General features: G+C 70.8%; 24 protein-coding genes, 1 tRNA gene and 2 pseudogenes. 9 read left to right on the top strand and 18 right to left on the bottom strand.

Translation table 11 applies throughout. The features are described 5' to 3' along the window. The first annotated feature begins 1 nt into the window (after position 1). Both FPZ22_RS09080 and FPZ22_RS09075 read left to right on the top strand, forming a co-directional pair. A complete protein-coding gene (locus tag FPZ22_RS09080) occupies positions 2-244 on the top strand; it encodes a K+/H+ antiporter subunit F (RefSeq protein ID WP_246121023.1) in 243 nt (80 codons plus the stop codon). Further along, positions 241-618: a Na+/H+ antiporter subunit G gene (locus FPZ22_RS09075; protein ID WP_144892320.1), complete on the top strand. Its 378-nt coding sequence runs from the start codon at positions 241-243 to the stop codon at positions 616-618. The genes FPZ22_RS09080 and FPZ22_RS09075 overlap by 4 nt, the downstream gene beginning before the upstream one ends. Positions 619-669: 51 nt before the next feature. Here the strand turns inward: FPZ22_RS09075 and FPZ22_RS09070 are convergent, their stop codons facing one another. From FPZ22_RS09070 to hppD, 4 genes and pseudogenes are all read right to left on the bottom strand, one after another. Continuing rightward, positions 670-1,623, bottom strand: coding sequence for a sodium:calcium antiporter (locus FPZ22_RS09070; RefSeq protein ID WP_144892318.1), 954 nt, complete (start codon positions 1,621-1,623; stop codon positions 670-672). Positions 1,624-1,698: 75 nt separating this feature from the next. Then, positions 1,699-2,304, bottom strand: coding sequence for a lectin (locus FPZ22_RS09065; RefSeq protein WP_425463042.1), 606 nt, complete (start codon positions 2,302-2,304; stop codon positions 1,699-1,701). Positions 2,305-2,404: 100 nt separating this feature from the next. Then, positions 2,405-3,704 (bottom strand): annotated as a pseudogene (gene hmgA / locus FPZ22_RS09060) (homogentisate 1,2-dioxygenase). 100 nt (positions 3,705-3,804) lie between these two features. Beyond that, complete coding sequence (hppD, locus tag FPZ22_RS09055) at positions 3,805-4,908, bottom strand: 4-hydroxyphenylpyruvate dioxygenase (RefSeq protein ID WP_168198976.1); 1,104 nt, start codon at positions 4,906-4,908, stop codon at positions 3,805-3,807. A 76-nt stretch (positions 4,909-4,984) separates the two neighbouring features. Here hppD and FPZ22_RS09050 point away from each other — a divergent pair, with 76 nt between their 5' ends. Next, on the top strand, positions 4,985-5,461 hold the full coding sequence (locus FPZ22_RS09050) for a MarR family winged helix-turn-helix transcriptional regulator (protein WP_144892314.1): 477 nt from the start codon (positions 4,985-4,987) through the stop codon (positions 5,459-5,461). A gap of 36 nt (positions 5,462-5,497) precedes the next feature. Here FPZ22_RS09050 and FPZ22_RS09045 read toward each other — a convergent pair whose 3' ends face one another. The 4 genes from FPZ22_RS09045 to FPZ22_RS09030 form a co-directional block, all read right to left on the bottom strand. Beyond that, positions 5,498-7,072: a peptide MFS transporter gene (locus FPZ22_RS09045; RefSeq protein WP_144892312.1), complete on the bottom strand. Its 1,575-nt coding sequence runs from the start codon at positions 7,070-7,072 to the stop codon at positions 5,498-5,500. A 158-nt stretch (positions 7,073-7,230) separates the two neighbouring features. Further along, positions 7,231-8,724: a peptide MFS transporter gene (locus tag FPZ22_RS09040; protein WP_168199030.1), complete on the bottom strand. Its 1,494-nt coding sequence runs from the start codon at positions 8,722-8,724 to the stop codon at positions 7,231-7,233. Positions 8,725-8,913: 189 nt separating this feature from the next. Further along, positions 8,914-9,555 (bottom strand): energy-coupling factor ABC transporter permease, encoded by a 642-nt coding sequence (locus FPZ22_RS09035; RefSeq protein WP_144892308.1) that lies wholly within the window; start codon positions 9,553-9,555, stop codon positions 8,914-8,916. 46 nt (positions 9,556-9,601) lie between these two features. Beyond that, entirely contained in the window at positions 9,602-10,477 is an 876-nt protein-coding gene (locus FPZ22_RS09030; protein ID WP_144892306.1) for a tryptophan 2,3-dioxygenase, read from the bottom strand. A 104-nt stretch (positions 10,478-10,581) separates the two neighbouring features. On the opposite strand from FPZ22_RS09030, the gene pdhA reads away from it, so the two are divergent. The 4 genes and pseudogenes from pdhA to FPZ22_RS09010 all read left to right on the top strand — a co-directional run bounded on the left by pdhA (position 10,582) and on the right by FPZ22_RS09010 (position 14,573). Next, a complete protein-coding gene (gene pdhA, locus FPZ22_RS09025; protein ID WP_144894081.1) occupies positions 10,582-11,655 on the top strand; it encodes a pyruvate dehydrogenase (acetyl-transferring) E1 component subunit alpha in 1,074 nt (357 codons plus the stop codon). Beyond that, a pseudogene (locus FPZ22_RS09020) lies at positions 11,652-12,658 on the top strand (alpha-ketoacid dehydrogenase subunit beta). The gene pdhA and the pseudogene FPZ22_RS09020 overlap by 4 nt, the downstream one beginning before the upstream one ends. Before the next feature lie 71 nt (positions 12,659-12,729). Continuing rightward, positions 12,730-14,160, top strand: coding sequence for a dihydrolipoamide acetyltransferase family protein (locus FPZ22_RS09015; RefSeq protein ID WP_144892302.1), 1,431 nt, complete (start codon positions 12,730-12,732; stop codon positions 14,158-14,160). Positions 14,161-14,189: 29 nt separating this feature from the next. Further along, positions 14,190-14,573 (top strand): VOC family protein, encoded by a 384-nt coding sequence (locus tag FPZ22_RS09010; protein WP_144892300.1) that lies wholly within the window; start codon positions 14,190-14,192, stop codon positions 14,571-14,573. 58 nt (positions 14,574-14,631) lie between these two features. Here the strand turns inward: FPZ22_RS09010 and FPZ22_RS09005 are convergent, their stop codons facing one another. From FPZ22_RS09005 to FPZ22_RS08960, 10 genes are all read right to left on the bottom strand, one after another. After that, on the bottom strand, positions 14,632-15,585 hold the full coding sequence (locus FPZ22_RS09005) for an MBL fold metallo-hydrolase (RefSeq protein WP_144892298.1): 954 nt from the start codon (positions 15,583-15,585) through the stop codon (positions 14,632-14,634). 82 nt (positions 15,586-15,667) lie between these two features. Further along, positions 15,668-15,976, bottom strand: a complete 309-nt coding sequence (locus FPZ22_RS09000) for a hypothetical protein (RefSeq protein WP_144892296.1) — start codon at positions 15,974-15,976, stop codon at positions 15,668-15,670. Further along, complete coding sequence (locus FPZ22_RS08995; RefSeq protein WP_144892294.1) at positions 15,973-17,295, bottom strand: tryptophan--tRNA ligase; 1,323 nt, start codon at positions 17,293-17,295, stop codon at positions 15,973-15,975. Before FPZ22_RS08995 ends, FPZ22_RS09000 begins: the two co-directional genes overlap by 4 nt. Positions 17,296-17,422: 127 nt before the next feature. Further along, complete coding sequence (locus tag FPZ22_RS08990; RefSeq protein WP_144892292.1) at positions 17,423-17,623, bottom strand: CsbD family protein; 201 nt, start codon at positions 17,621-17,623, stop codon at positions 17,423-17,425. 127 nt (positions 17,624-17,750) lie between these two features. Next, positions 17,751-17,906: an entericidin A/B family lipoprotein gene (locus FPZ22_RS08985; RefSeq protein ID WP_144892290.1), complete on the bottom strand. Its 156-nt coding sequence runs from the start codon at positions 17,904-17,906 to the stop codon at positions 17,751-17,753. A gap of 128 nt (positions 17,907-18,034) precedes the next feature. Next, positions 18,035-18,958: an arginase gene (gene rocF / locus FPZ22_RS08980; protein WP_144892288.1), complete on the bottom strand. Its 924-nt coding sequence runs from the start codon at positions 18,956-18,958 to the stop codon at positions 18,035-18,037. Positions 18,959-18,988: 30 nt separating this feature from the next. After that, positions 18,989-19,064, bottom strand: a tRNA-Thr gene (locus FPZ22_RS08975). A 29-nt stretch (positions 19,065-19,093) separates the two neighbouring features. Then, a complete protein-coding gene (locus FPZ22_RS08970; protein ID WP_144892286.1) occupies positions 19,094-19,792 on the bottom strand; it encodes an SPOR domain-containing protein in 699 nt (232 codons plus the stop codon). Between the two features lie 9 nt (positions 19,793-19,801). After that, positions 19,802-20,542, bottom strand: coding sequence for a type III pantothenate kinase (locus FPZ22_RS08965; protein ID WP_144892284.1), 741 nt, complete (start codon positions 20,540-20,542; stop codon positions 19,802-19,804). Next, positions 20,539-21,579 carry a biotin--[acetyl-CoA-carboxylase] ligase gene (locus FPZ22_RS08960; RefSeq protein ID WP_144892282.1) on the bottom strand — a complete coding sequence of 347 codons (1,041 nt, stop codon included), beginning with the start codon at positions 21,577-21,579 and terminating at the stop codon, positions 20,539-20,541. Before FPZ22_RS08960 ends, FPZ22_RS08965 begins: the two co-directional genes overlap by 4 nt. A gap of 105 nt (positions 21,580-21,684) precedes the next feature. Here FPZ22_RS08960 and FPZ22_RS08955 point away from each other — a divergent pair, with 105 nt between their 5' ends. Continuing rightward, entirely contained in the window at positions 21,685-21,945 is a 261-nt protein-coding gene (locus FPZ22_RS08955) for a hypothetical protein (protein ID WP_144892280.1), read from the top strand. Between the two features lie 12 nt (positions 21,946-21,957). Continuing rightward, on the top strand, positions 21,958-22,704 hold the full coding sequence (locus FPZ22_RS08950) for a M90 family metallopeptidase (RefSeq protein ID WP_210412746.1): 747 nt from the start codon (positions 21,958-21,960) through the stop codon (positions 22,702-22,704). The last annotated feature ends 2 nt before the right edge of the window (positions 22,705-22,706 follow it).

Here is a 22,706-nt window from a genome sequence, read left to right as displayed (position 1 = left end):
CATGTACGTGGTCGGCATCGCCATGCTGCTGGCGCTGTGGCGGCTGCTGCGCGGCCCTACCGTGCCCGACCGCATCCTGGCGCTGGACACGCTCAACGTCACCGCCATCGCCGAACTGATGCTGCTGGGCATGCACCTGCAGAGCGCGATCTACTTCGAGGCGGCGCTGATCATCGCCATGCTCGGCTTCGTCAGCACCGTGGTGCTCAGCAAATACGTGATCCGGAGGGACATCGTCGAATGAGCGTCGTCTGGGAACTGCTGCTGGTCGCGCTGCTGCTGGTCGGCAGCTTCTTCGTCCTCATGGGCGGCATCGGCCTGGTGAAGCTGTCGGAATTCTTCAAGCGCCTGCACGCACCGACCAAGGCCAGCACCCTGGGCGTGGGCTGCGTGCTGACCGCATCGGTCGGCTACCACCTGTTCGTCGGCAGCGACCCGCAGCCGCGCGAGCTGCTGATCGTCGCCTTCCTGCTGATCACCGCGCCGATCAGCGCGCACCTGATGTCGAAGGCGGCGCTGTCGCTGCGCATGGACGAATGGCCGCAGCTGCCGGGCAAGTCCGACGAGGACACCCACGTTCCGCCGCGCCCCGACGGCGGCGACGACGAAGGCTACTGAGCGCGCCGCGAGCAGGGCGCGGCGCGGCGCAGGCGCGGACGCGGACGCGGCTCAGCCGAGCAGCGCGGACTCGAGTACCACCCAGGCCAGCAGCGCGCCCAGCAGCAACCCGCCCTCGCCCCGGCTGACGGTGGTCGTGCCGCGCAGCAGCGGCACCAGCAGCAGGGCGAACAGGAAGGCGATCGGCAGCTCCAGGCGGACGAACGAGGCGGGCACCGGCACCGCGCCGCCGATCGCGGCCATGCCGCCCAGCACCACCAGCAGGTTGAACAGGCTGGAACCGATCACATGGCCGGCGACGATGTCGCCCTGCCCGCGCCGCGCGGCGGCGACCGCCGCCGCCATTTCGGGCAGCGCCGTGCCGATCGCCACCAGCAGCAGGCCCGCGACCAGCGAATCCATGCCCAGCGCGTGGCCGATCACGGGCAGATGGGCCACCACCTGGCCCGCGCCCAGCCACATCAGCACCGCGGCGAGCAGCAGCCGCAGCAGGTGCAGGCCGGCTCCGCCACGGGCGCTTGCGAAGGCATCGACTTCCGCCCGCACCGCGGGTGATTCGTCGTCGGCGCGCAGCGCGGTGAAGACCGCCACCGCGACGAACGCCAGCAGCAGGAGGATGCCTTCCAGGCGTGACAGCCCTCCGTCCAGGCTGAACACGACGACGGCCACCGTGGCCAGCAGCAGCGCCGCCAGCAGCGGCGACAGCGCGCGCCAGCGCAACACCAGCGGTGCCGCCACCGCGGCGGCGCCCAGGGTCAGCCCGATGTTGGCGATGTTGCTGCCGACCGCGTTGCCGAGCGCGAGCGCGCGGTCGCCGGCAAGCACGGCGCGGGCATTGACCGCGAGCTCCGGCAGCGAGGTCGCCACCGCGACCAGGCCCAGGCCGACGGTGAACCGCGGTATGCGCAGGCGCTCGCCCAGTCCCGCCGCGCCCTTGACCAGTGAATCGCCTCCCAGCGCGAGCAGCACCAGACCGAGCAGGGCCCATCCGATCGACTCGAGCATCCGCACCTCCATCGCACGCGTCCCACGGGCCGCGCCGCTGCCGGCGGCGCGGAGCGATCACAGCCTGCCGCGACCTCAGCCGCAGCCCTCGACGTAGGCGACCTGCGGGGCCAGCCCGACACGCCACTCCGTGACCAGCCCGTCGGCGTCGAGTTCGAAGATCAGTCGCGAGGGCACGGCTCCGTCGTCCTCGGGGCTCGACAGGACCTTGCCGCCTTCCACGTACTTGTGAGGCCAAGGCACCAGGCGGTCGCCATACAGACCCTGCAGCGTGGCTTCGTCCATCCCCACGCGGCCGCCGCCGGGGGCGGTGAGCTCCGCGGACTCCACGCTGTAGCGCACGAAGGCATCGTCCTCGAACATGAAGGCGAGCTCCGCCGGCGTCGCCTGTCCCTCCGGCGACAGGTGATGGCAGGCCATGACGTCGTCCCCGCCGGCCGGCGGCTGCAGAGGATTGCCGTTCCAGGCCGCGCGGGCCTGGGCGGCCGACATGCCGAAGCGGAGGTTGCCGTAGCCGTCCATCCGCGCGAGGCCCGAGGCGGGGATGGCCGCGGCCGCTGCGGCCGGTTCGGTCGCCGGCTCGATCGCCTCGATGGCGTCGGCCGCCGCCGTCGCGCCGGCCTCGGCCGTGCGTTCGGCATCGCAGGCCGGGACGCTCGCCAGGAGCAGGACGAGGGCCAGCGATGCGATGGAATCGGCAGCGCGCATGGACGGACTCCGGTGTGTCTTCCGGAAGGCTACGACAGGTCCGTGCAGAGGCGGTGTGGAGGCGGGCGCGGACTCAGCCGCCGGCCCGGAAGTGCCGGCGCAACCCCGCCCAGCAGGCCTGGTAGCCGCGCTGCCGGTGCGCCGCATCGATGGCCTGGCGGGTCGGCCGGATCACCGCGCGGGTCTCGAACATGAAGGCCATGGTGTCGACGATCACGTCGGGCTTCGACAGGTCGGCGGCGGACGCCTTCTCGAACGTGGCCGCGTCGGGGCCGTGCCCGGTCATGCAGTTGTGCAGGCTGCAGCCGCCGGGCGCGAAGCCCTCGGCCTTGGCGTCGTAGGCGCCGTGCACCAGGCCCATGAACTCGCTGGCCACGTTGCGGTGGAACCACGGCGGGCGGAACGTGTCCTGCGCCACCAGCCAGCGCGGCGGGAAGATCGCGAAGTCCATGTTGCTGGTGCCGGGCGTGTCGCTGGGCGAATGCAGCACCAGGAAGATCGACGGGTCGGGATGGTCGTAGCTGATCGAGCCGATGGCGTTGAAGCGGCGCAGGTCGTACTTGTACGGCGCGTAGTTGCCGTGCCAGGCGACCACGTCCAGCGGCGAATGGCCGATGCCGGCGCGCCACAGGTGGCCCTGGAACTTGGCGATGAGTTCAGAAGTCGCCCTCCGCGTCCTCCCAGGCGGCGACGGGGGTGAGGAAGTCGCGCGGGTTGGCCAGGCCGTTGGAGCCGATCGGCCCCAGGTCGGGCAGCTTCAGCAGGGCGCCGTAGTTCTCGCAGACGTAGCCGCGCGCGACGCCATCGGGAAGCTCGACGCGGAAGCGCACGCCGCGCGGGACCACCGCGATCTCCTGCGGCTCGAGGTCGAGTACGCCCAGCTCGGTCGCCAGCCGCAGCCGGCCCTGCTGCGGGACGATGAGCAGCTCGCCGTCGGCGCTGTAGAAGAAGCGGCCCCGCATCGACGCATTGGCCGCGTACATGTGGATTCCGACGCCGGTACCGGCCGCTGACCCGCCGTTGCCCGCCATGGTGAACAGACCGTCGACGAAGTCGACCTGCGCGTCGCCGGACGGCATCGGCAGCGGATCCCAGCGCAGCTGGTCCGGCGTCACCGGACCGTCGCCGAAATCCTCATGGAAGGTGGGCGCTTCCGCACTCCCCGGGGCATACGGTTCGAACGCGCCATGCATCGCCGCCGGCCGGATCCTGTACAGCCAGCTGCGGCGGTTGGCGTGTCGCGGCGCGGTGAACGCCGTGCCCGTGAGTTGCTCCGCGTACAGACCGTGCGCCACCTTCTGCGGCGAATTGCGCCCCACGGGCAGCGTGCCGGCGACCGCCTCGGTGGCGAACTCGTTCCCGAACCCCGACATGTACCCGGTATTCATGGCTCTCTCCCGACCCTGAAAACTGTTGCCACGGATCTACGCGGATGGGCGCGGATTCACACGGATAGAGAAGTACTCGTTCGCCCTAGAGCACGCCGCGCTTCATCTGGTCGCGCTCGATCGACTCGAACAGCGCCTGGAAGTTGCCCTCGCCGAAGCCTTCGTTGCCCTTGCGCTGGATGATCTCGAAGAAGATCGGGCCGAAGGCGTTCTTGCCGAAGATCTGCAGCAGCTTGCGCTGCTTGGTCTCGGGATCGGCGTCGATGAGGATCGCGTTGCGGCGCAGCCGCTCGACGTCCTCGCCGTGGTCGGGCACGCGCTGGTCGATGACGTCGAAGTAGGTGTCGGGCGTATCGAGGAAATCGATGCCCGCTTCGCGCATCTTCTCCACCGACTCGTAGATGTCGTCGGTGAACAGCGCGATGTGCTGGATGCCCTCGCCCTTGTAGTCGCGCAGGTATTCGTTGATCTGGCTCTTCTCGTCCGAGGACTCGTTGAGCGGGATGCGCACGACGCCGTCCGGCGCGGTCATCGCCTTCGACAGCAGGCCGGTCTTCGCGCCCTTGATGTCGAAGTAGCGGATCTCGCGGAAGTTGAACAGCTTCTCGTAGTAGTCCGACCACTTCTGCATGTTCCCGAGGAACAGGTTGTGCGTGAGGTGGTCGATGAAGGTCAGGCCGAAGCCTTTCGGGTTCTGGTCCACGCCCGGCAGTGGCTCGTAGTCCGCGTAGACGTTGTCGGCCGAATCGTCGACCAGGTACAGCATGCAGTCGCCGATGCCCTTGATCACCGGGAAGTCGACGGCGCGGGTGTCGGCCAGGTGCTCCATCTTCTCGCCGCCGCTGGCGAGCACGTGCTCGAGAACCTCGGAGGGGTCCTTCCGGAAGCGGATCGCGAAGCCGCAGGCCGAGGGGCCGTGGCTGGCCGCGAAGTCGGAGGCGAAGGAATCCGGCTCCTCGTTGAGCAGGAAATTGATCGTGCCCTGGCGGAACAGGGTGATCGCACGCTGGCGGTGCTTCGCGACCGCCGAGAAGCCGAGCTTCTCCAGGTATTCGCGCATGCGCGCACCCTGGCCCACGGGCGCGGCGAATTCGACGAACTCGAAGCCGTTGATGCCCATCGGATTCTCGAACGTGGTGACCTCCATGCCGAGGTTGGGCTGGGTGCTGGCCTGGGTCCGTGCGCTCATGGCGGCTCCTGCAGTGGACGGGAGAGGCCTGTTGTTATAGTTTCAGATGAAACCAGTTGCAAGGCGCAGCGCAGCAATGAGCCCTTCTCCCGTGACTCCCGTCCACGACGGGGACGCCGCCGCCGGCCTCGACCTGGAGCGCTTCGTCCCCTACCAGCTCAGCGTGCTGTCCAACGTGGTCAGCCAGGAGATCGCGCAGGCCTACGGCGAACGCTTCGGCCTGGCGGTCACCGAATGGCGGGTCATCGCCGTGCTCGGGCGCTTTCCGGGGCTCTCGGCGGTCGGCGTGGCCGAGCGCAGCGCCATGGACAAGGTCGCGGTCAGCCGCGCGGTGGCGCGTCTGCTCGAGCGCGGCCTGCTGCATCGGGAAGTGCACGGTGACGACCGCCGCCGCTCGGTGCTGGAACTCAGCGACGCCGGGCGCGCGGTCCACGCCCAGGTCGCGCCGCTGGCCCTGGCCTACGAGCGCGAGCTGCTGGCACCGCTGGACGAGGACGAGCGCGCGCAGTTCATGCGCATGCTGCAACGGCTGGGCGAACGCTACGGCCTGTAGGCCGCCCGGCATCGGCGCCGGGCGGTCCCGCGCCGGTCAGCGGCGCTCTTCGGTGATGTCGATACCCGCGGCCTGGGCCTCGGCCAGCTCCTTCTGTCCTGCGAGGTCGTCGTCGCGCAGCGTGTCCAGGTGCATCAGGCGGCGGATCAGCGGCGAGATCACCAGCATCGCCGCGCCCACGCCCACGGCCAGCCAGCCGACGTTGGAATAGACGCTCATCACCCGCTCCACGCCTCCGCCCTCGCCGCCAGTGGCGGCCGAGATCAGGCCCGCGGCGAAGTTGCCCGTGGCCGAGGCGAAGAACCACGCGCCCATGATCAGGCTGGCCATCTGCGCCGGCGCCAGCCGGTTCATCGCCGACAGGCCCACCGGCGACAGGCAGAGCTCGCCCATGGTGTGGATCAGGTAGATCAGGAAGATGTAGACCACCGGCGTCGCGCCCGCGCCCGCCGCGGCGGCGCCGGCCACCAGCACCAGGAAGCCCGCGCCCACCAGCACCACGCCGAGCGCGAACTTGGCGGGCGCCGACGGCTCCCAGCCGCGTCTGGCCAGCCACAGCCAGAACATCGCGAACAGCGGCGCCAGCGCGATGATGTACATCGAGTTCAGCGACTGGAACATCGAGGCCGGGACCTCCCAGCCGAAGATGTGGCGATCGACGGAGCGGTCGGTGAACAGGTTCAGCGAGGCGCCGGCCTGTTCGAAGAGGGCCCAGAACAGGATCGAGCCGACGATCAGGTACAGCGCGGCGATGATCCGGTTGCGCTCCTCGCGGCCGAGGCGGAACACCGCCGTGAACAGCACGTACAGCACCAGGACCAGTCCCGCGCCACCGAGCAGGTAGCCGACCATCGACTGGTGCTGGATCAGCCACCACACCAGGCCCACCGACAGGAAGGCCAGCGCGTACAGCACCCACTCGAAGGTGATGCCGCCCAGCACCGGCTTCGCCAGGCGTTCCGGCACGCGCGACTCGCCGCGGCCCATCAGCATCGGCTTGCCGGCGACGAACACCACCAGGCCCAGCAGCATGCCGATGCCGGCGGCGCCGAAGCCGTACTTCCAGCCGTAGGTCTGGCCCAGGTAGCCGGCGATGAGCGACCCGAGCATCGCGCCCAGGTTGATGCCCATGTAGAAGATCGTGTACGCCGGGTCGCGGCGGATGTCGGTGCGCGGGTACAGCTGGCCGACCATCACCGAGATGTTGGCCTTCAGGAAGCCCGAGCCGACGATGATGAAGGACAGCGCGAGCCAGAAGATGTTGATCTCGGCCGCGCCCTGGCCGCCGTCGCCCTCGAAGGCCATCAGGAAATGGCCGAAGGTCAGCAGCACCGCGCCGAACAGCACCGCCTTGCGCTGCCCGAGGTAGCGGTCGGCGAGGTAGCCGCCGACCACCGGGGCGATGTAGACCAGCGCGGTGTAGGCGCCGTAGATCACCGAGGCCTCGGAGTCCGAGAACATCCAGTGCTGGACGAGGTAGAAGATCAGCAGGGCGCGCATGCCGTAGTAGGAGAAGCGCTCCCACATCTCGGCGAAGAACAGCACGAACAGGCCGCGCGGATGGCCCAGCAGGGTCTTCTGCGCCTCGACGGCGTGGTCTGGATGGGACACTCGATGCTCCGTGATTGCGCCCGCATTTCCCGGGCCGAATCCGCGAAGTTAACGCGTGCGCACCTTCGAGGGAAGCTGAACGGGGCACGGAAAACGCAAGCGGCGGCCATTGGCCGCCGCTGCGAACGCACTGACGGGCGCGCGCGGCGCCGCGTCGCTCACTTCACGCCATGCATCAGTCTCTGGATCAGCGGCGCGATCAGGAACAGCAGCACGCCTGCGCCGAGCAACGCCCAGAAGCCGAAGGTGTAGCCCGCATGCGCGGATGCGACGGTCATGCCGCCCTCGCCGCTGACGCTGGAGGCGAACATGCCCGACAGGTTGTTGCCGATCGCGATCGACAGGAACCAGCCGCCCATCGCCAGGCCCGTGAGCTTCGACGGCGCCAGCTTGGTGGTCATCGAAAGCCCGATCGGCGACAGGCACAGCTCGCCCACCGACTGGATGACGTAGACCATGAACAGCGTCCAGAACGGGATCTTGAGCGTGGCCGGATCGACCAGGCTGGACAGCGCGAACATCAGCAGCAGGAAGGCGAGGCCGTTGAAGATCAGGCCGAGGCCGAACTTGCGCGGGATCGACGGATTGGCGCTGCCCATCTTCACCCACAGCCACGCGATGACCGGCGCCAGGGTGATGATCGCGATCGAGTTCACCGACTGGAACCAGCCCACCGGGAAGATCCAGCCGCCCAGGTCGCGGTCCACGATGTTCTGCGCCAGGAAGTTGAACGAACTGCCGGCCTGCTCGAAGAACATCCAGAACAGCACGTTGAAGCCGAAGATGATCAGCATCGCGATCACCATGTCGCGCTGCCGCGAGCCCTCGCGGATGCCTTCGACCAGCAGCATGAAGGCCGGCACCACGAACAGCGCGAGCAGGATCCAGTTGAGCACGCCCGCCTCGATCGTCAGCAGGGCGTAGAAGGCCGGGATCGCGACCAGCGCGCCCACGGCCACCGCCAGCACCCGGCCGAGGCCGGGCGCCTCCGCCGGCGCGGCGCCGATGCCCTTGAGCTGGGCGCGCCCGAACCAGAACCACAGCAGGCTGGCCACCATGCCGATGCCCGAGGCGATGAACACCACCTTGTAGGCCGGCATGCCGTCGCTGCCGAACACCTTCTCGGCCAGCCAGCCGGTCAGGATCGGCGCGATGAAGGCACCCATGTTGATGCCCATGTAGAAGATGGTGAACCCGGAATCGCGGCGCTCGTCGCCGGTGGCGTAGAGCTTGCCGACCATGGTCGAGATGATCGGCTTGAACAGGCCGTTGCCGACGATGACCGTGGCCAGGCCGAGCTTGAGCCAGGCATCGCTGGGCACCGTGATCAGGAACAGGCCGGTGGCCATGAACACGGCGCCGAGCAGGATCGCCCGCTGGTAGCCGATCAGCTTGTCCGCGACGTAGCCGCCGAAGATCGCCGCCGCATAGACCAGCGCGAGGTACGCGCCGTAGAGCTCGCTGGCCGGCGCTTCGCCCGAGGCGTCGCCGCCGTGGAACTGGGCCACGATGTACAGCACCAGCGCCCAGCGCATGCCGTAGAACGCGAAGCGCTCCCAGAACTCGGTCATGAACAGCATCCACAAGGGACGCGGGTGGCCCATGACCTGGGCGAATTCCGGAATGGCGGTTGCGTCCGCCGGCTGCTCCATGCCAGGCCCTGCGGGCTCGACGCGGTTCGAACTCATGGATTGCACTCCCCCGAGGATGGTTCGGTCTGCCGCCTTCCCACACGGGGTCCGGCGGCGCCACGGCCGCGCGTTCGCCGGTCGTCCGGGCGGAACCTTATCCCGGCGCGGGCGGCTTTGGGAATCCCGCCGCGCGCGGGACGCCCCGCGCGGTTACATCTTCCGGCCGGGCCCGAGGTAGGTGCGGTCGTCGAAACTCGCGCACCATTGCGGCCGGTAGACGACCACCAGCACCATCACGCCGCCGCTCAGGAAGGCCTCGCCGAACATCAGCAGCGGCGTGGCCGCGAGGTAGGCCGTTGCCGGGCCGCCGAACACCGTCTCCGGCCCCCCCAGCGCGGCGGCCACCGCCGCCTTGGCCAGCGACGACGCGGCCATCGCCAGCGCGGCCGCGGCGAAGGCGTTCACCATGACGTAGGTGAAGACATTGGGCGGCACCCAGCGCGTCGCCGCGGCACCGACCGCCACCGTCACTCCTACCGGCAGCGCTCCCGACAGCAGGAAATCCGCCGCCCAGCCGCCCTGCCAGACCACTCCGAGCAGAACGCCCGCGAGGCTCGCCAGCGCCATCACCCAGCAGGCGATGCGGCCACCGAACATCAGCGTGGCGATGGTGGCGCCCAGGAAATGCAGGACCACGCCCTGCAGCGCGGCAGTATTGATCCAGCGCAGCGCCACGATCGCCAGCGTGGCCCCCAGCAACACACCGCGCGCTTCGCCGCTGCCGCGCCAGTGTTCGAGCCGGATTCCGCGGACCGACGCCGCCAGCACCGCCAGCGCCAGCGCCCATGCCACCGGCGGAGCCCAGGCGGGAAGTCCGGCGGGGGCGCCCACCGCGCCCTCAGTACGACGCGTCGCCGGGCGCTCCGCCGATGCGCGTGCGCACCTCGAACAGCTCCGGGAAGAAGCTCAGGTCCAGCGCCTGCTTCAGGAAGCCCACGCCGCTGGAGCCGCCGGTGCCGCGCTTGAAACCGATGATCCGCATCACCGTGCGCATGTGGCGGAAGCGCCACAGCTGGAACTCGCTCTCGAGGTCCACCAGGTCCTCGCACAGGTGGTAGGCCTCCCAGTGGGCGGCGGTATCGCTGTAGATGTGTTCGAACACCGTCACCAGGTCCGGATCCATCGCGTGCGCGCGGGTCCAGTCGCGATCGAGATGGCGCGCGGGCACTGCGTACCCGGTCCGGGCCAGGTAGCGCAGCGCCTCGTCGTACAGGCTGGGCGCCTCCAGCGCGTCGCGCAGCATGGCCTGGGCCGCGGGGTCGTGCGCGAAGACCTTGAGCATGCCGGCGTTCTTGTTGCCCAGCAGGAATTCCACCGTGCGGTACTGCGCGGACTGGAAGCCCGACGACGGCCCCAGCAGGTCCCTGAACTCGGCGTACTCCGACGGCGTCAGCGTCTCCAGCACCGACCACATCGCGGTCAACTGGCGCAGCACGCTCTTGCAGCGCGCGAAGATCTTCTGGCAGGGGTCGAGCCGACCGGCGCGCAGGTGCCCGAGCGCGGCCCGCAGCTCGTGGACCAGCAGCTTCAGCCACAGCTCCGAGACCTGGTGCTGGATGATGAACAGCATCTCGTCGTGGTGCGGCGGCTCGGAGACCGGCCGCTGCGCCGACAGCAGGCGCTCGAGCTGCAGGTAGCCGCCATAGGTCATCCGGCCGGACAGTTCGGTATGGATGCCGGCTTCCAGCGCGCGCTCGTTGTGGTCGTTGCCCATGGGCGAAGGGTAGCGCAGACGGACGTTGCCGCACCGCGCAACGGCCCCGGAACGGCCTCCGGGTATCATGGCCGGCTCCCGTGGATGACCGAGTCCGTGACTTCATGAGCGTTGCCGCGACCTTCGAAATCGAGTACCTCCAGTACCTTGGCCCGGACGGCACCCTGGTGGCCGAGCTGCCGCCGGAGGCCCCGTCCGCCAGGGACATCCTGCCGCTGTTCAGGCAGATGCTGCTGGTGCGCACCTTCGACGCCAAGGCCATCGCGCTGCAGCGCACCGGCAAGCTCGGCACCTACGCCGCCTGCCTGGGCCACGAGGCCACCCACGTCGGCATCGGCGCCTCGATGCGCCCCGAGGACGTGTTCGCGCCCAGCTACCGCGAGTACGGCGCCCAGTTCATGAGGGGCGTCAAGCCGCGCGACGTACTGATGTACTGGGGCGGCGACGAGCGCGGCAACGATTTCTCCGGTCCGAAGCACGACTTTCCCTGGTGCGTGCCGATCGCGACCCAGTGCCTGCACGCCGCCGGCGCGGCCCTGGCGTTCAAGCTCCGCGGCGAGGACCGCGTGGCCGTGACCTGCTGCGGCGACGGCGGCTCGTCGAAGACCGACACCTACGCCGCGATCAACTCGGCCGGCGCCTACGCGCTGCCCTTCATCCAGTGCATCATCAACAACGGCTGGGCGATTTCCGTGCCGCGCTCCGCCCAGACGGGCGCGAAGACCCTGGCGCAGAAGGGCCTGGCCGGCGGCCTGCACTGCCTGCAGGTGGACGGCAACGACCTGTTCGCCGTGCTCGAGGGCATGCGCCGAGCCATGGAGCGGGCGCGCTCCGGCGGCGGCGGCAGCGTGATCGAGTTCATGACCTACCGCCTGCACGACCACACCACCGCCGACGACGCGCGCCGCTACCGCGACGAGGCCGAGGTCAAGGACGCCTGGACCCGCGATCCGATGACCCGCCTGCGCACCTGGCTCACCGCCCAGGGCGTGTGGGACGAGGCGCAGGAAAAGGCCTGGGTCGAGGAGTGCGGCCGCATGGTCGACGTGGAAATCAACGCCTACCTGGAGAGCAAGGTGCAACCCGTGGAAGCCATGTTCGACTACCTCTACGCCGATCCGCCGGCCGACCTGCTCGAGCAGCGCGCCGCCGCCATCGCCGCGGAGAAGCGTCCGTGAGCGCCGCGGCCAAGGACGCGGCGCCCGCCCCCATCACCCTGATCGAGGCCATCACCCAGGCGCTCGCCTACGGATGCGCGCCGACGACTCGGTCGTCGTGCTGGGCGAGGACGTGGGCGTCAATGGCGGCGTGTTCCGCGCCACCGCAGGGCTGCACGCCGAGTTCGGCGACCTGCGCGTGATCGACACCCCGCTGGATGAAACCACCATCGCCGGCCTCACCGTGGGCATGGCCGCGCAGGGCATGAAGCCGGTGGCCGAAGCGCAGTTCGACGGCTTCGTCTACCCGATGCTCGACCACATCATCTGCCACGCCGCGCGCTTCCGCTACCGCACCCGCGGGCGGCTCACCTGCCCGATGGTGCTGCGCGTGCCGTGGGGCGGCGGCATCCGCGCGCCGGAGCACCACAGCGAGGCCAACGAGGCGCTGTTCACCAACGTGCCCGGCCTGCGCGTGGTCCTGCCGTCGTCGCCGGCCCGCGCCTACGGCCTGCTCCTGGCGGCGATCCGCGAAGAGGATCCGGTCATCTTCATGGAGCCCAAGCGCATCTATCGCCAGTACAAGGAAGTGGTGCCCGACGACGGCGAGGCGCTGCCGCTGGACGTGTGCTTCGTGCTGCGCGACGGCACCGACGTGACCCTGGTGACCTGGGGCGCGCAGGTGAAGGAAACGCTGGAAGCCGCCGACGCGCTGGCGAAGGACGGCATCAGCGCCGAAGTCATCGACGTCGCCACGCTCAAGCCGCTGGACTTCGCGACCATCGCGGAATCCGTCGCCAGGACCGGCCGCTGCGTGATCGTGCACGAGGCGCCCAGGACCGCCGGCTTCGGCGGCGAGATCGCCGCGCGCCTGGCCGAGGAATGCATGTACGACCTGCTGGCGCCGGTCGAGCGCGTCACCGGCTACGACACGCACATCCCGCTGTTCCGGCTCGAGATGAAGTACCTGCCCAGCGTCGAGAAGATCGTCGCCGCGGCGAAGCGGGCGGTGGCCGCGGGCTGAGGCCCGTCGACCAGGCAACGCCCGCGCACAGCACGCAACCGCTCGACAGAGCACAGATTTCCGAGGACACCATGGCCGACAAGAAGACCTTCCACCTTCCCGACCTCGGCGAAGGCCTGCCCGACGCGACCATCGTCGAATGGTTCGTGAAGGTGGGCGATACCATCCGCCTGGACGAGAACCTGGTGTCGATGGAGACCGCCAAGGCCGTGGTCGAGGTGCCCTCGCCGGTCTCGGGCAAGGTGCTGAAGCTGGCCGGTGCCGCCGGTGACGTGGTCATCACCGGCGCGATGCTGGCCGAGTTCGAGATCGACCCGAGCCTGCCGCAGCGCGCCGAGGGCCAGGACACCGGCCACCACCACGGCGGCGGCCACGGTGTCGGCAGCCAGGACCCCGCGCCGGACCACCGCGTCGTCGCCTCCGACGAGGGCGGCGCGATCGAGGAGAGCGGCGAGCCCGCGCCGAAGGGCGCCGCCGCCGCCGGCGAGCGCGCCGACAGCGGCACCGTGGTCGGCGCGATGCAGTCCTCCGACGCCGTGCATACCGAACAGGCCGTGGCCGTGGGCGGCGTGCGCGCCATGCCCGCCGTGCGCGCGCAGGCCCGCAAGCTCAAGGTCGACATCACCCGGGTGCGCGGCACCGGCCCCGACGGCACCGTGACCATGGCCGACGTGAAGCGCGCGGCGGCTGAAGGCAGCGCGCCTGTGGGAGCGGCTACAGCCGCGATGCCCGCAGCGCCGATCGCGGCTGTAGCCGCTCCCACTGGAGCAGGCTCCGCCGCAGGCGCGCGCGCCGCGACCGACCGCACCGCCCTATCCGCCTCCGGCAGGCCGATGCGCACCCAGCCGCCGTCGGTCACCGCCAGCGGCCAGCCGGAGCAGCTCAAGGGCGTGCGGCGGAACATGGCGCGCGTCATGGCCGATGCGCACAGCAAGGTCGTGCCGACCACCCTGGTCGACGACGCCGACCTGCACGCCTGGATCGGCAAGCAGGACATCACCGCCCGCCTGATCCGCGCGATCTGCACCGCGGCGAAGGCCGTGCCGGCGCTGAACGCATGGTTCGACGGCGACAGCCTGACCCGCACCCTGCATCCGCAGGTCGACATCGGCATCGCCGTGGACACCGACGACGGCCTGTTCGTGCCGGCCCTGCGCAACGCCGACGTGCTCGACGCGGCCGGCGTGCGTGCCGGCATCCAGCGCCTGCGCGCGCAGGTCGAGGACCGCAGCATCCCGGCCAGCGAGCTCTCCGGCTACACGATCAGCCTGTCCAACTTCGGCATGTTCGCCGGCCGCTACGCCACGCCGGTGGTGGTGCCGCCGTGCGTGGCCATCGTCGGCGCAGGCAAGCTGAGCCAGGACGTGGTCGCGGTCATCGGCGGCATCGAGGTCCACCGCCGGATGCCGATCTCGCTGACCTTCGACCATCGAGCCGCCACGGGCGGCGAGGCCGCGCGCTTCCTGAAGGCGATCCTCGACGACCTGGCGCTCGCCCACTGAGGGACCACCACCTCGCCCGGAGCATCGACATGGCCCATCGCAGTCGCCTCGCCGGTTTCATCATCGATTCGCAGGGCGATGACCTCGCCTCGTCCGCCGGTTTCTGGAGCCGGGCCCTGGGCCTGGCCATCGCCGACCCGGACTCGGGCGGAACGGGCCGCTACGCGGAGCTCGGCGGCACGCCGGGAAACCTGCACATCGAAGTGCAGAAGGTCGAGCACCCGTCGCGGGTGCACCTGGACATCGAGACCGACGACATCGACGCCGAAGTCGCGCGCCTGGAGGCCCTGGGCGCGATCCGGATCGCCTTCGTCAAGCGCTGGTGGGTGATGGAAGCGCCCGACGGCCAACGCTTCTGCGTGGTGCCGATGGACGACCCCGGCGCGCGCGCCGAGCCGAACGTCTGGGACTGATCGGACCACGGGACACTCGCGGCTCCGCCGGGCCGCGCCCGGCGCCGGCGGGGCGCGGTCAGGCTCCTTCGCCCGCCCTCTTCCTTTCGCGCTCCAGCCAGGCGGCCAGCCCCTGGGCATTGAGTTCGATATCCATCTCCAGAAGCTCCGGCACCACCCGCTCCGGCTCGGCCACGCCGTGGATGCGCGCGCGATCGACGTAGAGCTTCGTCAGCGCCTGCTTCAAGGCCTCGTGGCGCCCCGGCGCCTCGTCCAGGAACTGCGCCAGCGCGACCATCGCATCCACCTGCTCGATCAGCCGCAGGCCCACGCGCCGGACGTCGCGCACGCCACCGTAGTGCGTCACGTAGCAGGTTTCCGGTTCCGCGGCCAGCAGGCGTCGCACCGAATCCTTCATCTGCACCGGATCGAACTGCACCGGCGAAGTGCTCGGGATCGCGAACGGCCGGCCGCCGGCGTCGAACTCGCGGTAGGAGATGCCGAAGCTGTCGCCGGTGAACCAGGCGCGCGTCCGTTCGTCCCAGACCGAGAGGTGGTGCAGCGCATGGCCCGGCGTATGCGCGAGCAGGAGCGGCCGGCCGGCAAGGTCCAGGACCTGCCCGTCCGCGGCCTCGACGACCCGCTCGGCGGGCGCCGGCACCATGCCTCCATAGGTCTGCTCGAACAGCGCGTCCCCGTACACCCCGCGCGCGCTCCCGATCAGCTTCGCCGGATCGACCAGGTGCTGTGCGCCGCGCGGGTGCACGACCAGCGTCGCCGACGGCAGCTCACGCAGCAGCGCACCGGCTCCGCCCGCATGGTCCAGGTGCACGTGGGTGGCGATGACGTGATCGACCGCCTCGCGCGCCAGCCCGGCCCTGTCCAGCGCCGCCAGCATGACCGGCACGCTGTGCAGGGTGCCGCAGTCGATGAATGCCGCGCGCCCGGCCTCGACCAGGAGGTAGGCGGCACAGAAGGCCGGCCGGTCGCCGAAACCGGTGTCGATAATGGTGATGCCGTCGTTCGCCTGCACGTCCTTCCTTCCCTTTGCGGACCATGCCGCAGTCCGGTGGCCGGCGATCGGCAGTCCGCTGCGGCCTGGCCGTAGTCGCCGCTCAGCGGCGGCGGAACGCCATCGTCCGCAGCATGAGCGCGACCAGCATCGCGCCCAGGAAGACGCCGTACCCGAGCGCGGTCGACAGGATCTGCTTCCACATCCGTCCGTGTGCAGGATCGGCGATGTCGTGCGACCAGTACAGGCTGGCCACGAACAGCGCCAGCGACGCCAGGATCGCGGCCAGGTCGTAGAGCCGGCGCGGGAGGCCGCGCGGCTGCCGCGGATAGACCCAGAACAGCGTCGCGAGGATCAGGAACCAGGGCAGGAACAGGATCAAGGTGAAGTTGACTTCGACCAGGGCACTCACGCAGCGTCCTCCGCGAACCGCCGCAGCGCCTGCAGCAGCTCCGGCGCGTCGACGCCCTCGCCCAGCGCGCCGATGGGCGCATCCTCCAGCCATGCACGGCCGTCCGCGTCGATCCGCGGAACGGCGGCACCGGACTTCAGCGCAGCCACGACGCGACCGCAGTCGCGCGGCGAATCGAAGTCCTCGCCCTGCAGCAGCAGGCGCTCGCCATCGGCCAGCTTGAACCGGAAGCGACCGTCGGCCTCGCGGTACTGCTTGAATACCGGCGGTGCCGCCTGCGCGGCCTCGCCTTCCGCCGCCGCCGCGGCGCGCGCACCGAGGTCGCGCAGCCCGACCGCCTCGCGCAGCCTGGCAAGCAGCGGCCGCGCCTGCTCGTCCCGCAGGCGCTCGCCGCCGGCGCGCAACACACGCTCGATCGCGGCGGGATCGGCCACCAGTGCGTCGTAACGCCCGCGCAGCGGCGCCAGCTCGGTGTCGATGCGCTCGAACAGACGCTCCTTGGCTTCGCCCCAGCCGATGCCGTCGGCATACGCAGCGCGCATGGCCGCAGTTTCGTCCGCGGACGCGAAGGCCTGGTAGAGCTGGAACAGCGGCGAGCCTTCGACGTCCTTGGGCTCACCGGGAACGCGCGAGTCGGTGACGATCGAGAAGACCAGCCTGCGCAGCTGCTCGCGCGGCGCGAACAGCGGGATCACGTTGTCGTAGCTCTTCGACATCTTGCGTCCGTCGAGACCCGGCAGCGTGGCCACCTGCTCTTCGATCGCCGCCTCCGGCAGGGTGAAGTGCTCGCCGTAAAGATGGTTGAAGCGCTGCGCGAAGTCGCGCGCCATCTCGATGTGCTGCACCTGGTCGCGCCCCACCGGCACCCTGTGCGCATTGAACAGCAGGATGTCGGCGGCCATCAGCACCGGGTACATGTACAGGCCGGCGGTGATGCCGGCATCGTCGTCGGCGCCTTCGGCGCGGTTGCGGTCCACGGCCGCCTTGTACGCATGGGCGCGGTTGAGCAGGCCCTTGCCGGCCACGCATGAGAGCAGCCAGGTCAGCTCGGTGGTCTCGGGGACGTCGGACTGGCGGTAGAACGCGACCCGCTCCGGATCCAGCCCGCAGGCCAGCCAGCTGGCGGCGATCTCCAGGGTCGAGCGCTGCACGCGCTGCGGATCCTGGGTGCTGATCAGGGCGTGGTAGTCGGCCAGGAAGAAGAAGCTCTCCACGCCGGGCGCCGCGCTGGCCGCGACCGCCGGGCGGATCGCGCCCACGTAGTTGCCCAGGTGGGGGACGCCGGTGGGCTTGATGCCGGTGAGGACGCGCAGGCTCATTCAGTGGCCGGAAAGAGGGGAATGGCCACATTTTAGCCCGCGGTGCGAGCGCCGGTGCCCCTGGACATGCGAAGGGCCGGCGTTTGCCGGCCCTTCGCATATTGGTGCGGACGCGTCGCGGTGACGCTCAGTGGAGGGTCTTCTCGAACTCGCGGACCTCGCGTTCGGCCCGGTCGCGTTCCCAGCCGTACTGCTCCTGCAGCTTGCCCGCCAGGTACTCGCTGTTGCCCTCGGCGACGTCGAACACGTCATCCGTCAGGTCGCCCCACCTGGCCTGCGCCTGGCCCTTCAGCTGCGTCCACTTGCCGGCAATGATGTCCTTGTTCATGGTGTCACCTCTTCGTGTTGGGGGATCGATCTCCGCCTTGCGGTGGATCGACGTTCATCATCGGGTAGGGCGCCATATCGATCGGATCAAGGATTCGTTGCCCCGGCCTTCACTTCCATGACCGCGCTTACAGCGGATCGGTGGCACCGGTCTCGTCGGCGGCCTCTTCGACCTTCTCGCCCACCTTCTGTACGTCCTTGCCCGCACCCGCGACGGTGTTGCAGGCTCCGAGCATGCCGGCGGAAAAGATCGAAGCCAGGATCAGGATTGCAATGCGCTTCATGGGAGTCTCCTCGTAGGATCCGCCGGGCGGCGCCCGCGGTAACGCCATGAGACGCAGCCATCGGTGAAATCCGCGTTGAGGACGATACGCGGTGGCACCCGCGTCCGGGCATCCATTCAGGCGCGGATTCAGTCGCGCATCAGCGTGGATTTTCCGAACAGGCTTTCCACCAGGTCCACCGCCAGGCGCGCGGTGCGGTTGCGCTTGTCCAGCGCAGGGTTCACTTCGACCAGGTCAAGCGAATCGGCGCCGCCGGCGTCGGCGATCATCTCCATCATCAGCTGCGCCTCGCGGTAGTCGAGTCCGCCGGGCACGCGTGTGCCGGTGCCCGGCGCGATGGCGGGATCGAGCACGTCGACGTCGAAGCTCACATGCAGATGGGTGTTGGCGTCGAGGCCGGCGAGCGCCTCTTCCATCACCTGCTTCATGCCGACTTCGTCGATGTAGCGCATGTCGTAGATGTCCAGCCCGTGCTCGCGGACCAGGCGCTTCTCCTGGGCGTCCACCGAGCGGATGCCGATCTGCCGCACCTCGGAAGGCGAGATCGCCGGCCCCGGCCCCCCGAGATGGACCAGCGCGTCGGGGCCCAGGCCGCACAGGCAGGCCACGGGCATGCCGTGGACGTTGCCCGAGGGCGTGATCGCCGACGTGTTGAAGTCCGCGTGCGCGTCGAGCCACAGGACCCGCAGGCGCTTGCCCGTGGCGCGACAGTGGCGGGCGACCGCGGCGATCGAGCCCACCGCCAGGCAGTGGTCGCCGCCGAGCATCACCGGCATGCGCCCGGCCTCGAGTTCGGCGCTGGCCAGCGCCATGACGGCGCGGTTCCAGGCGACGACCTCGTCGAGATGGCGGTAGCCGTCCACCGGCTTCTGCCAGGGATTGCGCGGCCCGGCGACGTCGCCGCGGTCCACCGCATCCACGCCGCGCCTGACCAGTGCTTCCACCAGACCCGCCACGCGCAGCGCTTCCGGCCCCATCGACGCACCGCGCCGGCCGGCGCCGACGTCGGTGGGCGCGCCGAACACGGAAACGGGCTGCGGCTTCAGGGACATGGATGCCTCCGGTGTGGCGTGCAGGACGAGTGGTGCCGGCAGTCCGGATCGAACGGACGACCTACCGCTTACAAGGCGGTTGCTCTACCAGCTGAGCTATGCCGGCCCGATGCGCCGCGGGCAACCTGCGGCATTCTAGCGCGCGGCGGCGGACTCCACGACGCCGGCGCACTCGATCTCCTGCAGCCGTGGTGCGGAGGCGGCGCGGCGGGCCGCGTCGGCATCGAAGCCGGGGGCCGCGGCCACGTCCAGCCAGTGCGTGGTCGCCGCGTCACCCCAGCGCTGCGTCTGCGCGGAGAAGCCGGCGGCGCGCAGGTTCGCTTCGCGTCTCCCGGCAGCGGACTCGCTGCGGTAGAGCCCGAGCGCGATACCGTTGGCGTCCTCGCCCGAGGACATGACCATCAGATCGTCGAAGCCTGCCTGCCGGATCCGCGCGGCCAGCGCGTCCGCCTGCGCACGGTCGGCCTGCGGCGGAATCAGCACGCGCCAGCCCCGCGGTGTCCCGGGCACCTCGCGCACGCGCATATGTGACGCGCCCAGGGATTGCAGCGCCTCGCGCGCACCGGTCGCCGCGACCGCGCCGTCGAACGGACCGAAGGTCACGCAGCGCAGCCCGGCGCCAGCGACAGCGGAAGCGGAAGCGACAGACTCAGCCTCGACCTGCCGCGCCACATCCACCATCGCGCCCTCCTGTTCGCCCAACAGGCGCAGCCGCGGCACCCCGGCCGGGGGCGACCAGGACCCGGACGGTTCCGCGGCCGGACGAAGCACCCACCAGAGGGCGATGCCGATGTTGAGCATGACCAGGAGGACGAGCAGCGCGCGCGCAGGCATCCGCGGATTCTAGCCCGCGGCCGCCGGCTGCCGGGCCAGCCGCGCCAGGCCCTCGAGCACCAGCGACGGTGCGTGCACCGCGGCGTCCACCCCGTCCAACAGCGCGGCGGCGCCACCTCCGTGCATCAGCACCGCGGGCGTCGTCCCCGCAAGCCGGGCGGCCGCGGCCCGGCTGCGCTCGATCAGGCCGAGCGCCGCGCCCGTGCAGCCCGCGGCCAGGGCGTCCGCGGTATCGGTGCCGAAGATGCCGTCGACGCCGCCCGCGGGCGGCAGCTGCGGCGCCCGCGCGTGCAGCGCCGCGCGCATCAGCGTCGGCGACGGCGCGATGCTGCCGCCGTGATGGCGTCCTCCGGCATCGAGCAGATCGACGGTCAGTGCGGTGCCGACGCCGACCACCAGCGCCCAGCCGGGCGTGCGCCCGCGCGCACCCACCAGCGCCAGCGCACGATCGACGCCCAGTCGCGTCGGCTCGGCGTAGCCGATCACCACATCCGCCATCCGCCGCTCCACCCGCACCTCGACCACGCGTGCGGCGCGTGGCACCAGCGCCTGCAGCAGCGCGGCGCGCAGCGCCGGCGGGCCGACGCTGGCCAGCCAGGCGATCTCGATTCGCGGCGGCAGGGTCGAGGTCCAGGCCGGGTCGAGGCCCTCGTGCACGTGTGCATGTGCGACCACGGCGCCGGGGCCGTCCCCATCGAACGGCGCCAGCTTCAGCCGTGTATTGCCCAGATCGAACAGCCAGTCGCTCATGTCGTCTCCGCTCGCACGCGCAGGCTGGCCTCGCCGGCGTGGAACAGGCGTTCGACGCCGTCGATCCGGACGCGGAGCGCGCCGTCGCCCGCCACGCCCAGCGCCGTTCCCGCACAGGCCATGGTTCCGGCCCGCACCTCCACGTCGCACCCTTCCAGCGCATCCAGCCCCGCATAGCGCGACAGGAACGGCGCCAGTCCTTCGCGGTCGAACAGGTCCAGCGCCGGCACAAGGCCGGCGACGAGCGCGGCGGCGATGGCGTTGCGCGAGGGCGGCGCGGGATGCGGCAGCGCCGCGAGGTCGCACCAGGGCTGGGTGATCGTCGCGGCCGCCGTGGCCGGCATGCGCACGTTCAGGCCGATGCCGACCACCGCCCGCACCGGGCCGCCCTGCTCCCCGCCGCCCTCCACCAGCAGGCCGCCGAGCTTGCGCAGGGCACCGCGGGCGGGATCCATCACCACCAGGTCGTTGGGCCACTTCAGCCGCACCGCGCCGTAGCCCAGTCCATGCAGCGCCTCCGCCGTGGCGACGCCGGCCACGAGGCCCAGGCCACCGAGCCGCGCGAGACCGCCTTCGAAGGCGCGCGCCAGCGAGAGGTAGAGGTTGGCCGCCAGCGGCGAGGCCCAGTCGCGCCCCAACCGCCCCCGACCGCCGGACTGGCGCTCGGCCAGCAGCACTTCGACCCCGCGTGGCGGCGTACGCCGGCGCATCAGCGCGCTGTTGGTGGAGTCGATGCTCCAGGCGACCTCCGGCCCGTGCACGGCCGCGCGCAGGGCGGCCGGCAGGGCGGCGGCAATGCCGCCGGCATCGAGCAGGTCCAGCGGCACCTCGAGCGCGTAGCCGCGTCCCGGCTGCGCCGCGATGGCGACTCCGGCCGCGCGCAGGGCCTGGATCCGCTTCCACACCGCCGCCCGGGTCAGTCCCACCTCGCGGGCGAGCGCATCGCCCGACACCGGGCCGGCACGCAGGCGCAGCAGCAGCGCCTTCTCGGCGGCGGCACTTTCGCTGGGCGGATCGACGTCGGCGTGGGCGGACATCGAGCGATTGTCGCACCTGGCCGCCGGCCCCGGTGCCGGCGCATGGCGCCACCGCAGTCCATGTATGATCGGGGAGTTGACCCGGTCACCGTACAGGCCCACGCCATGTTCGTCCGCGCCCTCATCGCCATGACCCTGCTCTCCCTCGCCGTTCCGGCCGAGGCCCGCGAAGCACGCATGGCCGGGCCCGGCGGCGACGGCTCGAGCTGCAGCACCGACTACGCGACCGGCGCCGAACCCGACGTCGACCCGGTCCGCACCACCCGGCGCATCGAACCCGAGAAGCCGGTGTCACCGCGCGGCGCGGACTCCGAAGCGTCTCGCCCGCCGCGCTGGCACAGCTTCCTGCCGGGGATGTTCCGCTAGGAGCGCGGCATGATCAGGCGCCTGTTCCGGCGCCCGCCCCCTGACGTCGCCCCGGACATCTGGCAGTCCCTCCGCGCCGGCGTCCCATGGGTGGCCGCGCTCGACGAAGCCCGCTCCGCGCGCCTGCGCGCACTGGCCGCCCGCTTCCTGCGCGACAAGGAGATCACTCCGCTCGGCGAACTCGCGCTCGGCGACGTGGAGCGCACCACGCTCGCCGCGCTGTGCTGCCTGCCGCTGCTGGAGTTCGGCGCCGAAGGCCTGCACGGCTGGTCGCAGCTGCTGGTGTACCCGGACGCGTTCCGCGTCGACCGCAGCCACGTCGACGCCGCCGGCGTGATGCATGAGTGGGAGGACGATCTGGCCGGCGAGGCATGGGAGCGCGGGCCGCTGGTGCTGTCCTGGGCGGATGTGGCCGCCGACCTCGAGAGCCCCCGCGACGGCTGTTGCGTGGCGGTGCACGAGATGGTGCACAAGCTCGACGCGCTCGACGGCGTGCTCGACGGCACCCCGCCCCTGCCGCGCGCCTGGCAGCGCGAGTGGGCGCGGGATTTCCAGCGGGCCTACGACGCCTTCGCCGCGCGCGTCGACCGCGGTCTGCACACCGCACTGGACCCTTACGCCGCCGAGGCCCCGGAGGAGTTCTTCGCGGTCTGCAGCGAATACCACTTCAGCGACCCGGCGCTGCTTGAACGCGAGCAGCCCGTGGTCGCGGCGCACCTGCGGCGGCTCTATGGCCGGTCGCCATTCGCGACCGCCTGACC

Source organism: Luteimonas granuli (genome assembly GCF_007795095.1).
In the GTDB taxonomy this organism is placed as follows: domain Bacteria; phylum Pseudomonadota; class Gammaproteobacteria; order Xanthomonadales; family Xanthomonadaceae; genus Luteimonas; species Luteimonas granuli.
Note: the sequence above shows the minus strand (reverse complement) of the source record. Positions and strands in the feature narration are given on the sequence as shown.

Excerpts from the sequence above, each read along its gene's own strand:
- FPZ22_RS09080 (WP_246121023.1), top strand. The coding sequence starts at position 2 with ATGTACGTGGTCGGCATCGCCATGCTGCTGGCGCTGTGGCGGCTGCTG.
- FPZ22_RS09075 (WP_144892320.1), top strand. The coding sequence starts at position 241 with ATGAGCGTCGTCTGGGAACTGCTGCTGGTCGCGCTGCTGCTGGTCGGC.
- FPZ22_RS09070 (WP_144892318.1), bottom strand. The coding sequence starts at position 1,623 with ATGCTCGAGTCGATCGGATGGGCCCTGCTCGGTCTGGTGCTGCTCGCG.
- hppD (WP_168198976.1), bottom strand. The coding sequence starts at position 4,908 with ATGAGCGCACGGACCCAGGCCAGCACCCAGCCCAACCTCGGCATGGAG.
- FPZ22_RS09050 (WP_144892314.1), top strand. The coding sequence starts at position 4,985 with ATGAGCCCTTCTCCCGTGACTCCCGTCCACGACGGGGACGCCGCCGCC.
- FPZ22_RS09040 (WP_168199030.1), bottom strand. The coding sequence starts at position 8,724 with ATGGAGCAGCCGGCGGACGCAACCGCCATTCCGGAATTCGCCCAGGTC.
- FPZ22_RS09030 (WP_144892306.1), bottom strand. The coding sequence starts at position 10,477 with ATGGGCAACGACCACAACGAGCGCGCGCTGGAAGCCGGCATCCATACC.
- pdhA (WP_144894081.1), top strand. The coding sequence starts at position 10,582 with ATGAGCGTTGCCGCGACCTTCGAAATCGAGTACCTCCAGTACCTTGGC.
- FPZ22_RS09015 (WP_144892302.1), top strand. The coding sequence starts at position 12,730 with ATGGCCGACAAGAAGACCTTCCACCTTCCCGACCTCGGCGAAGGCCTG.
- FPZ22_RS09010 (WP_144892300.1), top strand. The coding sequence starts at position 14,190 with ATGGCCCATCGCAGTCGCCTCGCCGGTTTCATCATCGATTCGCAGGGC.
- FPZ22_RS08995 (WP_144892294.1), bottom strand. The coding sequence starts at position 17,295 with ATGAGCCTGCGCGTCCTCACCGGCATCAAGCCCACCGGCGTCCCCCAC.
- FPZ22_RS08990 (WP_144892292.1), bottom strand. The coding sequence starts at position 17,623 with ATGAACAAGGACATCATTGCCGGCAAGTGGACGCAGCTGAAGGGCCAG.
- FPZ22_RS08985 (WP_144892290.1), bottom strand. The coding sequence starts at position 17,906 with ATGAAGCGCATTGCAATCCTGATCCTGGCTTCGATCTTTTCCGCCGGC.
- rocF (WP_144892288.1), bottom strand. The coding sequence starts at position 18,958 with ATGTCCCTGAAGCCGCAGCCCGTTTCCGTGTTCGGCGCGCCCACCGAC.
- FPZ22_RS08970 (WP_144892286.1), bottom strand. The coding sequence starts at position 19,792 with ATGCCTGCGCGCGCGCTGCTCGTCCTCCTGGTCATGCTCAACATCGGC.
- FPZ22_RS08965 (WP_144892284.1), bottom strand. The coding sequence starts at position 20,542 with ATGAGCGACTGGCTGTTCGATCTGGGCAATACACGGCTGAAGCTGGCG.
- FPZ22_RS08960 (WP_144892282.1), bottom strand. The coding sequence starts at position 21,579 with ATGTCCGCCCACGCCGACGTCGATCCGCCCAGCGAAAGTGCCGCCGCC.
- FPZ22_RS08955 (WP_144892280.1), top strand. The coding sequence starts at position 21,685 with ATGTTCGTCCGCGCCCTCATCGCCATGACCCTGCTCTCCCTCGCCGTT.